We start from the raw sequence: 12,890 nt of genomic DNA, 5'->3' as shown, positions 1-12,890 counted from the left end.
CCATGGAGGTCTTATGAAAACCAGTGACATGCGTAGCCTTCAAGCGTTGCGCAAGTTGCGTGAGCAACGTGCGTCCAGCCAACTGGTCGCTCAGCAGCGACGCTGCCGGCAGACCAACGTGGCGCTGGATGACGCCAAGGAAAACCTGCGCCTGCATCGTGAGGCCCTGGCCCGTGAAGCCGAGCGCATCTACGGCTCGATCAGCGAAGGCATGTCGATCAGCGACTGGCGTATGGCCCAGGAGCATCTGGAGGAGCTGTACGATGGCGGACAGCGAAAGCTGGAAGTGAGCGTCAGTGAAGTGGCGCGCACCCTGGAAATCCACGAGCACGAGCGCGAAGTGTTTCGGGTTGCCCATGTGGCTCGACAGCGCCAGGCGCAAGCCTGCGACACCTTGCTCGAAGGCCGCGAGCGCGTCGAGCGCCTTGTCGACGAACACCGTTTGGAGGCCGACGAAATTCCTCGCGCTGCTATCGGAGGCCGTGCGTGAGCTGTCACCAGGACCCACTCTGGACACCCTTTGCCGAACAATTGACGCCTGTCGACCCCCAATGGGTGGACCTGCACAATCGCCTGCATCGTAGCCGCGAAACCTGGAAGGGAGAATGCGCAGGCCAGGTGATTGGCGTGCGCTGGGGCTCCGTTGCCGAACCTGACGTCACGGCAGTTGAGCTGTTGCTGGGGCTGGGCGAGGAGGGTGACGCGTCGGCCATCAGGCTGCACCTGCCAGCGCAGGCGCTGCACGCCCTGGGTGTGCCCGTTGCCCTGGACTTTCAAACCTTGCCTGGCGCGATGCTGCTGGAGCTGGCCCTGCTGAGCCTGATCGAACCGTTGGAGCGCCTGACCGGGCAATCGATGCGTTTCATTGACCACGCCGACCCGGTTCACGCCGCCCTGGCCGCGCAACCTTGCCCGTTGCGCCTGGTCACCCAAGTCCAGCTCGACGGCTCGTCCATGCTCGTTGTGCTGCACTTGAGTGCCAACGCTGGCGAGCAGGTCGCGCAGTGGCTCGATCGGTATGCACCGCCGGCTCCACATGCGCTAACAGACCTGCTCCTGTGGCTGGCGGTCGAGGCCGGCGAAGCCGAGCTGAGTGTCGGCGAGCTGCGCAGCCTCAATCCGGGCGATGTGGTGATGCTCGATCCTTGGCCCATGGGCCAGGTGCGGCTGGTGGTGAACCATCGTTTGCACGCCCGGGCCGGCCAGGACGGCACCAGGCTGACACTGCTTGAAACACCGATGAGCATCAATCTTTCCAAGGAATTTTCTGTGAACGAAGCACCCACCATGAGTGAAACCGCTGACGGGCGAAACCTGGATTCGCGCTTGGACGAACTGCCACTGAAAATGGTTTGCCAGGCCGGCAGTGTCGAGTTGACCCTGGCGCAGCTGCGCGAACTGGGGGAGGGCAGCCTGCTGTCGTTCACCGAGCAACGCCAGGACAGCGTCGACCTGATGATAAACGGGCGTCGCGTCGGCCAGGGGCAATTGGTCAGGATCGGTCCAGGCCTGGGCGTGCGCGTGTTGAGCATCGCCGCGTCATGAATGGCTACCAGCCCAACCTGATTGAAATCATTGTGGTCGTCGCCACCATCGGTCTTATTCCGCTGGCAGTGGTGACCCTGACCGGTTTCATGAAAATCTCCGTGGTGCTGTTCCTGATTCGCAACGCCCTGGGCGTGCAACAGACACCGCCTAACATGGTGCTGTACGGCATCGCCCTGATCCTGTCGGTCTACGTCACCACGCCGTTGCTGGGCGACATGTACCGGCAGGTGCAGGGCCGTGATCTCAACATCGAGAGCATCGAGCAACTTACTGCCTTCGGGGACGCACTGAGGCCGCCATTGCAGGCGCACCTTTCGCGTTTCGCCAACGAAAGCGAGCGTGGTTTTTTCATCCAGGCCACGGAGACCATCTGGTCTCCTGAAGCCCGGGCCGATCTGCGCGACGATGACTTGGTGGTGCTGGTGCCGGCGTTCGTCAGCTCCGAACTGACCCGGGCGTTCGAAATCGGTTTTCTGCTGTACGTTCCCTTTCTGGTGGTGGATTTGCTGGTGGCGAACGTATTGATGGCCATGGGCATGTCCATGGTTTCACCTACGCTGATTTCCATTCCGCTGAAGCTCTTTCTGTTCGTCGCCTTGAGCGGCTGGTCGCGCTTGATGCATGGCCTGATTCTTAGCTATGGGGGCACCTGATGGGCCAGGATGTATTTCTTTCGTTGATGAATCAGGCGCTGATGACGGTGCTGCTGTTGTCCGCCCCGGCACTGGCTGTTGCGATCATCGTCGGCCTGGGAGTGGGGTTGCTGCAGGCACTCACCCAGATCCAGGACCAGACCCTGCCGCAGGCGGTCAAGCTGGTGGCGGTGCTGCTGACGATCGTGTTCGTGGGGCCGCTGCTGGCGAGCCAGGTGGTGGAACTGGGTAACCAGGTGCTGGACAACTTCCCGTTGTGGACGCGCTGAATGGCATGAATATCGAGCTTGCCAACCAGTTCATCGAAGTCGCCTATCCGGTCATCAGCTCGGCGGCACTGTCCGCCAGCCGCGCCATGGGCGTGGTGGTGATTACCCCAGCCTTCAACCGCCTGGGCCTGACCGGCATGATCCGCAGTTGCGTCGCGGTGTCCATTGCCATCCCCATGTTTGTTCCGGTGTATGGCGCTTTCACTGCACTGCCAGAACATGGTGGGTTCTTCCTGGCCGGCCTACTGATCAAGGAATTCCTGATCGGTATCCTCATCGGACTGCTGTTCGGCATCCCGTTCTGGGCGGCGGAAGTGGCCGGCGAGTTGGTCGATCTGCAACGCGGTTCGACCATGGCCCAGTTGGTGGATCCCTTGTCATCGGGAGAGTCGAGTGTCATGGCCACCTTGCTGACGGTGATGTTGATCGCCCTGTTCTTCATGTCCAGCGGCTTCATCATGATGGTCGACGGCTATTACCACAGCTACCTGTTATGGCCGGTGACCGAGTTCACACCGTTGTTTGCCAGTTCGGCGTTGATGGCGGTGCTGCGGATTCTCGACCAGGTGACCCGCATCGGCGTGATCATGGTCGGGCCGCTGATCATCTGCATGCTGGTCACTGACCTGATGCTCGCTTACCTGTCGCGCATGGCGCCCAACTTGCACATTTTCGATCTGTCGCTGCCGGTGAAAAATATGTTCTTCACTGTATTGATGGTGGTCTACATCAGCTTCCTGATTCCGGTGATGATCGAGCAACTCGGCGAATTCCGCGGTACGGTGGAGCTCCTGAAGACGCTGGCCGATTCGGTATGACTTCCCTGTTTCGGGCGAAGCGTCCATGAGCGATAGCAGCGAAGAGAAATCACAGCCGGCCACCAGCAAGAAGCTCAGCGAGGCGCGCAAGAAAGGCCAGGTGTCCAAGAGTCAGGACCTGGTCTCCGGCATGGTCATCCTGTTTTGCACGCTCTGTATCTCGATCATGGTGCCCAAGGCCCAGGCACAGATCACCGCGTTGCTGGACCTGATCGCGCTGATCTACATCGAACCTTTTCACACCGTCTGGCCACGGGTGCTGGACATCGCCGGGCAGTTGCTCATCAACCTCACCCTGCCGGTGGTGGCCGTGACGGTGGGGGCGGTGATCCTGACCAACATCATCAGCATGCGCGGCGTGGTGTTCTCGGTCGAACCCCTCAAACCGGACATCAAACGTATCAATCCGATCGATGGCTTCAAGCGCATTTTTTCGATGCGCAGTTTCGTTGAATTCCTCAAGGGCGTGATCAAGGTCGTACTGCTGGGGCTGGCGTTCTACGTGATCGGGCGTGGGGCGTTGCAGGCGCTGATGGAGTCGTCGCGCTGCGGCGCCGGCTGCATCGAATCAACTTTCTACCTGGTACTCAAGCCTCTGGTGTTCACCGTGCTGGCTGCCTTTCTGCTGGTCGGGGCGGCAGACGTGATGATGCAGCGCTGGCTGTTCGGCCGTGACATGAAAATGACCCGCAGCGAACAGAAGCGTGAGCGCAAGGACAGTGACGGCGATCCGGTGATCAAACAGGAACGCCAGCGTCAACGTCGGGAAATGCAAGCCCTGGCCACCAAGCTGGGCGTGGGGCGTGCATCGTTGATGGTCGGCTCCGACCCTGGTTGGGTGGTGGGTATACGTTATGTACGCGGCGAAACTCCGGTACCGGTGGTGGTGTGCAAGGCCGAGCTCGAGGACGCGGCGCAGTTGCTTGCGCAGGCCCGGGGCCTGGGGATTGCCCATAGCCTCGATACCGTCCTGGCCAAGGACATCGCCCGACGGGCAGTGCCGGGGGACCCTGTGCCGGATAACACCTTCCAGGCAGTGGCGGATATCCTGGTGGCCGCTCGGTTGATTTGAGCGTACCTGCTGGTGAGTGCCTCACAAATGGACGGAGCGAGTTTGAAAGTCCCTTTAAACCGGCATGACGTTTGGTCGTCCAGCCGCTCTCCCGATCCATCGGGTCTTTTGCGCGTTTAAGGTTGCGATTCGAGCCGAGTCATTCCCCTGCAATGTTCAATGGTCAAAGTTGATTCCTCTAGCGCTATCGGCGCCATTGTCAGGAGGACGTCCCCTTGCGAATCGACAGCAATGCCCGCCCCACAGATAGCCAATCCCCTGATTTTGAAGCGGGTCAGCGCTTTGAGAAAATGCTTGGCGCGGCCCGCATGCAAATCAGCGATAAAAAGCCTGACCCACGCGGTGCGGCAGACAAAGAAGTTCTGCCGTCCCTGCCTGAGAGCGTGCTCTTGGCGTTGCGAGAAGCGGGCGGCGCCATCGCAGAAACGCTGAAGCAGTCAGATGGACGTACGTTACGCAACGACGAAACCGTACCGCTCCAGGATCTCGAGATTTTCATGGGGTGGTGGGTGGATGGCGAGGTGACGGCGTACTCCGCGCGAGACAAAGAGGGCAATGAATTCACCATCAGCAAAGAGGCGACGCCTGATTACTTCGCCAAGGTTGATGCGTTGCAAAAAGGTAACGACGAAGGCTTTTTGTTGCGCGCAGATGGCGCACTTCTATCAGCAGAAACACTGGCGAGCGCAGAAATTTTGCCCCCGGATGAACACACAGGCTTTATCCGCCTGACGATCAATGGCGAAAAGATCCATGTCTCGAAGGACGTGACGCCCGACCTCTACAACCAGGTGGTCTGGAAACAGGAAGGCTACCAGAGCAAGTTTTACGAGCAGAACAGCGAGATCATCGACACGATCCGTGATCGATGGGACGACTGGAACGCCTCCGACAGCATTGTCAGTGACAAGGATTTGAGGAAGTACGCTGCCGATGAAAATCGAAGCGCAGAAGATCGCGAGGCGGCGCAGTTCCTGCTCGATAACAAAGGATTTTTTGACCTGCTTGATACCAAGGCACACAACAACAAGGCCGACGGCAAAATCAGCAGTAACGACCTGAATGCATGGCTACGACCTGTTGCTGTCAAAGCCGAAGACATCGGCGCCTATAACGACTTTCTGAAAGCCTCCCCGAATGCTGACGCAACCTCTCTGGAGCTTGCGAAGCATTCGGCGCTGCTGCTGGAGAACTTTGACGAGATCAGCGATCGGACCGATAGCGGTAAACACCTGTCGCGCGAGGCCTTGCAGAAGTACCTGGATGAAAACCCGAACATCAGCGATGACTTGAAGCAAGCCCTGACTTTTTGGTCGCAGACGGGGGCGTTCGAAACGCTTGAAACCAGTGGGAAACCATTGGAGAGCAAACCCGATGGTAAGCTCGACAAGCGCGACATCCAGAATTGGTTGAAGGCCTCCAGCCCCAAAACCGCTGGAGACGCTCTGCTGTTCATCAACCAGGTAGCGAATGCCAGTGGGGTCTCCGGCATTGATACCGGTGACCTGGGCAAGGACGTCTTTGAAAACCCTGGCAACTATTCCGCCGAACAGCGGGCTGCGGTGTTACAGGATCTGCTCAAGGCGCGACAGTTGATCATCGACGGTGCGGCTGCCGGTCTGTGGAGTGATGACTACGGTAAGGTGTCCATCGCCAACGCTGTGCGCAGCCATCCAGATCCCAACAAGCTGCTTGCCGATGTCAACAGCCACATTGAGCAGCTACAAAGTGATCCCGAGGTGGTCAAATTTCTTAATGAAACCACCTCGACGCAGATGGCCAATCTATTTGAGGCAGTTCCTGGGTTAAAGGACTCGGTGCAAAAAAACTACGATGACATCAAGTCCGGTGCAGCTCTTGATGCGCTATGGGAAAAGCATACGAAAGACGGCAGCACCGACCAACAGGCGGTGCTGGCCGAATACTTCTCGACGGCAACGCTTTATCAGGAAGCGCTCGGCATCAATGATCGGGCAGAAATTCAGAAGGGGCTCGCTGCCTCTCAGCATGCCCAGGCGTTCCAGGATTATTACGAGCAGTCGCTTGCTTCCGGGACGCGACTGGAAGAACTGATGAAAACGGGCACCTTCGAAGAAGCGGTCGGCACCTTCTCCGCGGAGGTCGCGCTCTACAACGCGGCGCTGGATCCCAGCGTCACCGCAGGTTTAGACCCGCAGTTGAACGACAATTTCAGCCGGATCGGGCGCGACAACGCCATGAAAGACGGCACTTTCGAGGATGTCAAGCAAGCCCTGGGTATCAATGGCGGTGACGAGCTTGACGAGGCAAAAGTCAGGACGATGGCCGAGACGCTTATCCAGTCCAATCCAGAACTCGTGACCAATCCGGATGGCACCGTCGCAACGGCCGATCAGATCGTCGCGGGTGTCCGTTCGAATTGGGACATCCTGCGCCAAGGCACAAAGTCGCTTGCGGAATTGAAGTCGTCCTGGCTCAACCCCGACCTCAAGAACTTGTCTGACAAAGGGGGACTGCATGGCGTTAGCGGCATCTTCATGGCTGGCGTGACGATCGCCAAAGGCGCTCAGAATGGCGCAAACCTGACCGAACGAAACATCATAGACATCACCACCGGATCGGTCATGACGACGACCCTGCTCACCGAGGGTGGTGCCAAGAACCTGAAAAGCTACCTGAAAAACAAAGGAAACATTGATCTTGATCCGAAAATCAGAGCCTTTTTCGACGACCCCATAAAATCTCTCACTGGCACTGCCGACAAGTTTGAAAGCGGTGCCAAGGGTATCGGCGGTTTGGCCGGCATGGTTGCGGGTGCGTACGGAATCTTTGATGGCGTTCAGTCGATTCGAAAGGGCGACCCCGTCAGTGGTGGTATCAGCATCACTTCAGGCGCACTGGCGTCATTGTCAGGCCTGGCATCAGCAATTGAGGGCGGCGCAGGCCTTTTTGGCCATCTGGCAGTCAGGGCGGCGATGGCCCCGCTGGCTGGAATCCTAGGCACCGTGGCGGCGGGCGTCGGCGCGGTTGCCCTGTTGCTTCCGGGCCTTATTGCGGAGGGCAAACGGCAGACTCAGCAAGACCACTTCGGCGACCTGCTTGGCGACTATCTGACACAGTACGAAATCGATGGCGTGGAGGGCGGTGATTTCAGTGACGTTCCCGACGAGGACTGGCCGCAAACCGATTGAGGGCTGTGCTGGCTTGCGGTAATTCGCAGCATGATCGAGGCATCAGCGATGCGCAGTTTATCGATGCCATATAGGCGCAGTTGATGGTCGACCACCGATATCGTGTCTCGGCCCATTTTCGCGGAGCAGGACTGGTGCCAGGGGGCGTGGGCGCGCCTTTACCTTGTTCGCCGCTGGTTTGCCCGGCCTTTGGCGCGAAGGCGGCGACATACACCAGCGCGCTGACCTTCGGATCGCTACCGGCCTCGGTAATCACGGTGCCACCCCAAGAGTGCCCGACTAGAACCACCTTGCCCTGCTGGTTGTTCAAGGCGCGGCGCGTCGCGGCAACATCGTCGGCAAGCGAGGTGAGCGGGTTTTGCACACCGTAACGGCCACCCCTTGGGCTTGGAGCAGTGGCACCACTTTGGCCCAATCGGAGCCGTCGGCGAACGTGCCGTGTACGATCACCACGGAGGGCGTTGTATCCTGCGCGTGACTGGCGCTTGCGGTGAAGGTACCGGCCAGGGCAAAAGCGACGGTAGCGATTTTCGATTTGATTGTTTTCATTGGATGAGCTCCTGTTCGGGAGTTCAAATTCCGCTGACCGGCCTGCGATGTGGGCATCGGTCAATTAGCCGACCCCGGGACATTTTTCATGGATAGTGAGTTGCAACTGGATATCTCCCTGGGTGGGGCACTGGCGACGATCGCCCAGGTCGGTGACCTCAGCATGGGACAACCTCTCGGTCATTCCCGGCGCGTTGCCGCACTGGCGCGGATGCTTGCGCAGGCCCAGCACGGCGACGGTGAGCACCTGAGGGTAGCGGAACAGGTTGCCTTGCTGCGCTGGTCCGGTTGCACCGCCAATGCCGAAGGCTTTGCGGATCTGCTGGGCGACGACGTCGATGGCCGCCGCGCGATGCTCGATTTGACGCTGGGCAATGAGCAAATGAACGCGGTGCATCAGGCAACCCCGCTTGCCGTTGTGCACTGTGAGGTGTCTGGAGCCATTGCCAAAACCCTCCAGCTCGGTGCCACCGTCGAGGCGGGGTTGTGTCGCGTGTTCGAAACCTACGACGGCACTGGCCGGCCGCTGGGTCTGACCCATGAGCACATTCCGGAGGTCGCCTATCAGGTAGTACTTGCAGGCGATCTGGATATTCTCAGTCGTGCACACGGCCTGGATGCGGCGCTACGCTGGATCAGAGAACAGTCGGATCGGCGCTATCCAGCGTCGCTGGTATCGTTGCTTCTGGAGAACGCAAAGGACTGGCTGGCGGATCTGGAAACGCTGTGGAAAACCGTTGACCACGGGCATGAGCAGCGTTGCGTCTCACTGACGTTGGTGGGAGACATAATCGACTTGAAGCTGCCGTGGTTGGCAGGGCATTCGCGGCAGGTCGCGCATGTCGCCGTGGAAGCTGCACGCCTGTGGGGGCTGCGTGAACCGACTTTGACAGACATTGGCAAGTCCGCGCTCATCTACGGTCTCGGCCGGGCAGCTGTTTCGAACCACCTGTGGAATACCGCAGGAACGCTGCCATACAGCGCTGCGGAGCGGGTGCGCCTTGTCCCTTACTGGACGCAACAGGCGCTTAGACCTATCACTGAACTGGCTGTGCCCGCAGAGATTGCAGCCCATGCCTATGAACGGCTCAACGGCAGTGGCTATTTTCGAGGCGTGGCGGGTGATGCGCTGAGTGCCGAGCATCGCCTGTTCGCCACATCGGTAGCCTGGGTCGCGCTAAGGGAAGCCAGGCCATGGCGATCGGCTTACGGCGAAGCGGATGCAGCCAGGCTGCTCAAACAGGATGCTGGCAATGGCTTGTTCGACAACGATGTTTGCGAAGCAGTCATTGCCGCCGCAGGTGGCGAGCGGCGGATGCGGCAACCGAAGGCTTCGTTACTCACGTCTCGCGAGTGCCGCATCCTGCTGGAGATCAGCCGTGGCGCCAGCAACAAGGAGGTGGCGCGGCTGCTGGACATCAGTCCGAGCACGGTTCGCACGCATATGGAAAGCATCTTTCGCAAACTGGAATGCTCGACCCGGGCAGCCGCTACCTTGAAGGGGCTGACACTGGGGTTGATTGCCTGAGCCAGGTCAAGGTCAAGCCTGAATCAGGCGAGCCCGTCCAGTTTGGCTTGACTGGCGCGTGCCAGGTCGATGAATGCCTTGGCTGCCGCGCTGGGGTTGCGGCGGTTCGGGTAGTACAGGCACAGCTTGTCTCTGGGCGGTGTCCAGTCTTCGAGAGTCCGCACGAACTGTCCGGTGCGGATTTCGTTGTGAACGTCCTGCTCCATGAAAAAACCGAGCCCCATGCCTTCCTGCACCGCCACCTTGACCACGCTGGATTCATCCAGCGTAAGCGGCCCGTTCACATCGAGGCGAGTCACTTCCCCGTCCCGCTCGAAATGCCACGGGAAAATCGCTCCATTCGGTAGTCGAACGCGGATGCAGCGATGCTTGAGCAGCTCGGATGGCGTTCGCGGTTTGCCGTGTTTTTCGAAGTACGCCGGCGAACCGACCACCGCGTACCGTTGCGGCTGGCCGAGCGGGACGACAATCACGTCGTTCGGAACGAGGCTTGCTGAGCGCACGCCGAAATCGAAGCCGTCAGCCACGATATCCACCAGACGGCCTTCGGTGACGAGGTCGATGTGTACTTGCGGATGATGCTGCAAGAACTCCATCACCAGTGGCAGGAGCGCCGATCGGGCAGCGCTGGCGAACGCATTGATACGCAGCGTACCCGAGGGCCCGGCGTTATGCGATCGCACTGCATCGAGTGCAGCACGCAGATCCTGCAAGGCTGGCCCCACCTGCTCCAGAAATATCCTGCCGGCTTCGGTGATGGCCACGCTACGGGTCGTGCGATTGAACAGCCGCGATTCGAGGCGGGTTTCCAGTTGCGCGATGGTGTTGCTCAGCGCGGTGGTGGAGACGTCGAGATCGATAGCGGCTTGCCGAAACGAGCCCCTGCGTGCGACCGCTATAACAGCGTCCAGCTCACTGAGGCCTAAACGATCGTGTGGCATGGATTGTCCTGAATTTCGGGATTGGTCATAAAGGTTTGTCCCAGTTGAACAAACTATCCGTCAGGCAGCAAGATTGCTCCAGGACATTCATCCAGGAGATCGGCAAATGACCCTTCAGCTTCCCGACGTCGTGCAGACGTACTTTGCAATCAGCAATGGTGGCGATACAGCGCAACTTGCGAGCTGCTTCCGCTCTGACGCCACGGTTTGCGATGAAAGAAAAACGTACGAAGGAACGGCTGCCATCGAAGCCTGGCAACAGGAGGCACGCAGAGCCTTCATCTATCAGGTCCAACCACTGCAAGCCCTGCAAGGGCAGGGCGAGCTGACGGTCATTGCGCGCCTTGTTGGGAATTTCCCCGGTAGCCCGGTTCAACTGAGTTACCTCTTCACACTGGAAGACGGTCTAATCCGTTCCCTGGAGATCACGCCATGCTGAATCTAGGTTTGACTGGCAAGCGGGTCCTCGTCACCGGTGGCACCAAAGGCATCGGCAAGGCTGTCGTCGAGTTGTTACTGGCCGAGGGTGCGAAGGTCATTACCTCGGCCAGGCAGGTGGACGTGGAAATGCCGGGCGCTCTTCTGATTGCGGCTGATCTTTCGACCCGGGAAGGTTGTGATGTACTGATCGCCGCGATCCAACAGCGGCTGGGTGGCGTGGACATCATGATCCACGTCCTGGGTGGTTCGTCGGCACCCGGCGGCGGTTTCGCTGCGCTGGATGAGGAACAGTGGCAACGAGAGCTCAGCTTGAACCTGTTGCCGGCGGTGCGCCTCGATCGCGCTTTGCTCCCGGGGATGCTGGAGCGCAGGGAAGGGGTCGTCATCCACGTCACCTCCATCCAGAGTCGGCTGCCACTGCCGGAGGCTACAACAGCTTACGCGGCGGCCAAGGCCGCGCTTTCGACGTACAGCAAAAGTTTATCGAAAGAGGTTTCGCCCAGAGGCGTCCGCGTGGTTCGGGTTTCGCCGGGCTGGGTTGAAACCGAAGCGTCGGTCGCATTGGCCGAGCGACTCGCGCAGGAGGCAGGTACTGACTACCAAGGTGGCAAAGAGATCATCATGAAAGCACTTGGGGGTATCCCGCTCGGCCGCCCATCGACGCCTTGCGAAGTTGCTGACCTGATCGGTTTCCTGGCTTCGCCGCGAGCGGCATCTATCACGGGAAGTGAGTTTGTGATCGACGGCGGAACAGTACCAACGGTTTAGCCCGGAGGTAGATCCGACAGGCATAAGCAGGAAGGCCGTGCCATCAAAGACCGAGCAGGTTGTACCGCCAGCCCATCAGCTTTAGGTATTTTCCGATGTCACAATCTGCAGCGGAATATGCACCCGGTGACGCACAGGATCGAACTGCTGCGCAGTCTGCAATTCCACCATCAGATTCACCAGCGCCGTTGCGGTCTGGCGCGGCTGAGAGTCGATCACCACGTCGACCAAACCCTGGGCCAGGGCTTGGCGTGACAGCTCGGTGGACTCCTGCAAAATGCAGCACAGCGTCGGGCGCTTGGGCAGTTGCGCCAACGCGTTGATGATCCCGTCGCCACCGCCGCCTACCACGCATAACCCGCGCAAATCGTTATGCCGAACCAGCAGGTCGAGGGTTGCTTCTTCGGTGATGTCGCAGTTATCCAGATTGATCAGCGGCTCCAGCGGACGCAACCCAGGTGCGTGTTCGGCCAAGTAACTGTGCAAGCCTTCGACCCGCTCCTGGTGGCCAAGAAAGCGATGGCCACCGAGCAGAATGCCGATGCTGCCTTTGCGCGCGCCACAGGTGCGGGCCAGCAGCCACCCCATCGTGCGGCCGACTACTTGATTGTCCTGGCCGACATAGGGCTCGGCCGCCGCCTCATGAATGCCCGACAGCAGTGCCACCACGGGCACTCCGGCCCCGCGAATCTGGGCAAGGGCGGCGTTGATCAGCGGGTGGGCGAAGCTGACCACCGCCAGGCCGTCGCATTGCACTGCCAACTGTTCGATCTGGGCAATGATGGCGCTGGGGGTGCGATCAAAAACGTATTCGAATTGGCAGGTCAGGTTGGCTCCGGCCTGGCGCTGCGCGGCCTCGGTGATGGCTTGGGCCAGGTTGGCGTAGAACGCCTGGGCGGTGCCCAGCAGCAGGATGCCGAAACGGTACGTGGGGCGACGTTCGAGAATGCGTTGGCCGATCAGCCGCGCGGCAAAATAGCCCACGGCTTCGGCGGCCTGAAGCACCTGTTCGGCGGTGGCTGGATTAACCGGGGCGCGAGCGTTGAGCACGCGGTCGACGGTAGCGACACTTAAGCCTGCGTGTTCGGCGACCGTGGCGATGGTAGGGCGTTTATTGTTATTCATGATGAACC

Annotated in this window: 12 protein-coding genes and 2 pseudogenes; 10 read left to right on the top strand and 4 right to left on the bottom strand. The window is 59.8% G+C overall.

The features are described 5' to 3' along the window. Window positions 1–13 precede the first annotated feature (13 nt). The 7 genes from AC3I65_RS15905 (at window position 14) to AC3I65_RS15875 (ending at window position 7,530) form a co-directional block, all read left to right on the top strand. A complete protein-coding gene (locus tag AC3I65_RS15905) occupies window positions 14–490 on the top strand; it encodes a hypothetical protein (protein WP_488523985.1) in 477 nt (158 codons plus the stop codon). Next, window positions 487–1,545 (top strand): type III secretion system cytoplasmic ring protein SctQ, encoded by a 1,059-nt coding sequence (gene sctQ, locus AC3I65_RS15900; RefSeq protein WP_052915348.1) that lies wholly within the window; start codon window positions 487–489, stop codon window positions 1,543–1,545. The genes AC3I65_RS15905 and sctQ overlap by 4 nt, the downstream gene beginning before the upstream one ends. Further along, window positions 1,542–2,201 carry a type III secretion system export apparatus subunit SctR gene (gene sctR, locus AC3I65_RS15895; protein ID WP_047229694.1) on the top strand — a complete coding sequence of 220 codons (660 nt, stop codon included), beginning with the start codon at window positions 1,542–1,544 and terminating at the stop codon, window positions 2,199–2,201. Before sctQ ends, sctR begins: the two co-directional genes overlap by 4 nt. Continuing rightward, window positions 2,201–2,470: a type III secretion system export apparatus subunit SctS gene (gene sctS / locus AC3I65_RS15890; RefSeq protein WP_047229693.1), complete on the top strand. Its 270-nt coding sequence runs from the start codon at window positions 2,201–2,203 to the stop codon at window positions 2,468–2,470. The genes sctR and sctS overlap by 1 nt, the downstream gene beginning before the upstream one ends. A 5-nt stretch (window positions 2,471–2,475) precedes the next feature. Beyond that, window positions 2,476–3,288: a type III secretion system export apparatus subunit SctT gene (sctT, locus tag AC3I65_RS15885; protein ID WP_047229722.1), complete on the top strand. Its 813-nt coding sequence runs from the start codon at window positions 2,476–2,478 to the stop codon at window positions 3,286–3,288. Window positions 3,289–3,313: 25 nt separating this feature from the next. Then, on the top strand, window positions 3,314–4,360 hold the full coding sequence (locus AC3I65_RS15880) for an EscU/YscU/HrcU family type III secretion system export apparatus switch protein (RefSeq protein ID WP_047229692.1): 1,047 nt from the start codon (window positions 3,314–3,316) through the stop codon (window positions 4,358–4,360). Window positions 4,361–4,575: 215 nt separating this feature from the next. Continuing rightward, entirely contained in the window at window positions 4,576–7,530 is a 2,955-nt protein-coding gene (locus tag AC3I65_RS15875; RefSeq protein ID WP_488523984.1) for a type III effector HrpK domain-containing protein, read from the top strand. Here AC3I65_RS15875 and AC3I65_RS15870 read toward each other — a convergent pair. Together AC3I65_RS15870 and AC3I65_RS15865 are read right to left on the bottom strand one after the other, a co-directional pair. Next, window positions 7,446–7,670 (bottom strand): annotated as a pseudogene (locus tag AC3I65_RS15870) (GMC oxidoreductase); the annotation flags it as partial. The gene AC3I65_RS15875 and the pseudogene AC3I65_RS15870 overlap by 85 nt on opposite strands. Continuing rightward, window positions 7,661–8,079 (bottom strand): annotated as a pseudogene (locus AC3I65_RS15865) (alpha/beta fold hydrolase); the annotation flags it as partial. The pseudogenes AC3I65_RS15865 and AC3I65_RS15870, both read right to left, overlap by 10 nt. A gap of 88 nt (window positions 8,080–8,167) precedes the next feature. On the opposite strand from AC3I65_RS15865, the gene AC3I65_RS15860 reads away from it, so the two are divergent. Further along, on the top strand, window positions 8,168–9,607 hold the full coding sequence (locus AC3I65_RS15860; RefSeq protein WP_488524318.1) for an HD domain-containing phosphohydrolase: 1,440 nt from the start codon (window positions 8,168–8,170) through the stop codon (window positions 9,605–9,607). Between the two features lie 23 nt (window positions 9,608–9,630). Here the strand turns inward: AC3I65_RS15860 and AC3I65_RS15855 are convergent, their stop codons facing one another. Beyond that, window positions 9,631–10,548, bottom strand: coding sequence for a LysR substrate-binding domain-containing protein (locus AC3I65_RS15855; RefSeq protein WP_445576704.1), 918 nt, complete (start codon window positions 10,546–10,548; stop codon window positions 9,631–9,633). A 106-nt stretch (window positions 10,549–10,654) separates the two neighbouring features. On the opposite strand from AC3I65_RS15855, the gene AC3I65_RS15850 reads away from it, so the two are divergent. Together AC3I65_RS15850 and AC3I65_RS15845 are read left to right on the top strand one after the other, a co-directional pair. Beyond that, on the top strand, window positions 10,655–10,987 hold the full coding sequence (locus AC3I65_RS15850; RefSeq protein WP_076384089.1) for a nuclear transport factor 2 family protein: 333 nt from the start codon (window positions 10,655–10,657) through the stop codon (window positions 10,985–10,987). Beyond that, window positions 10,981–11,757 carry an SDR family oxidoreductase gene (locus AC3I65_RS15845; RefSeq protein ID WP_047229688.1) on the top strand — a complete coding sequence of 259 codons (777 nt, stop codon included), beginning with the start codon at window positions 10,981–10,983 and terminating at the stop codon, window positions 11,755–11,757. Before AC3I65_RS15850 ends, AC3I65_RS15845 begins: the two co-directional genes overlap by 7 nt. A gap of 81 nt (window positions 11,758–11,838) precedes the next feature. Here the strand turns inward: AC3I65_RS15845 and AC3I65_RS15840 are convergent, their stop codons facing one another. Then, window positions 11,839–12,882: a LacI family DNA-binding transcriptional regulator gene (locus tag AC3I65_RS15840; protein WP_488523983.1), complete on the bottom strand. Its 1,044-nt coding sequence runs from the start codon at window positions 12,880–12,882 to the stop codon at window positions 11,839–11,841. Between the last annotated feature and the right edge of the window lie 8 nt (window positions 12,883–12,890).

It is taken from the genome of Pseudomonas sp. N-1-13, from assembly GCF_057787095.1.
The sequence above is the reverse complement of the archived record's forward strand: the minus strand, read 5'-3'. Positions and strand labels throughout refer to the sequence as shown.

Coding starts and splice junctions, on each gene's coding strand:
- AC3I65_RS15905 (WP_488523985.1), top strand. CDS start 14: ATGAAAACCAGTGACATGCGTAGCCTTCAAGCGTTGCGCAAGTTGCGT.
- sctR (WP_047229694.1), top strand. CDS start 1,542: ATGAATGGCTACCAGCCCAACCTGATTGAAATCATTGTGGTCGTCGCC.
- sctS (WP_047229693.1), top strand. CDS start 2,201: ATGGGCCAGGATGTATTTCTTTCGTTGATGAATCAGGCGCTGATGACG.
- sctT (WP_047229722.1), top strand. CDS start 2,476: ATGAATATCGAGCTTGCCAACCAGTTCATCGAAGTCGCCTATCCGGTC.
- AC3I65_RS15880 (WP_047229692.1), top strand. CDS start 3,314: ATGAGCGATAGCAGCGAAGAGAAATCACAGCCGGCCACCAGCAAGAAG.
- AC3I65_RS15860 (WP_488524318.1), top strand. CDS start 8,168: ATGGATAGTGAGTTGCAACTGGATATCTCCCTGGGTGGGGCACTGGCG.
- AC3I65_RS15855 (WP_445576704.1), bottom strand. CDS start 10,548: ATGCCACACGATCGTTTAGGCCTCAGTGAGCTGGACGCTGTTATAGCG.
- AC3I65_RS15850 (WP_076384089.1), top strand. CDS start 10,655: ATGACCCTTCAGCTTCCCGACGTCGTGCAGACGTACTTTGCAATCAGC.
- AC3I65_RS15845 (WP_047229688.1), top strand. CDS start 10,981: ATGCTGAATCTAGGTTTGACTGGCAAGCGGGTCCTCGTCACCGGTGGC.
- AC3I65_RS15840 (WP_488523983.1), bottom strand. CDS start 12,882: ATGAATAACAATAAACGCCCTACCATCGCCACGGTCGCCGAACACGCA.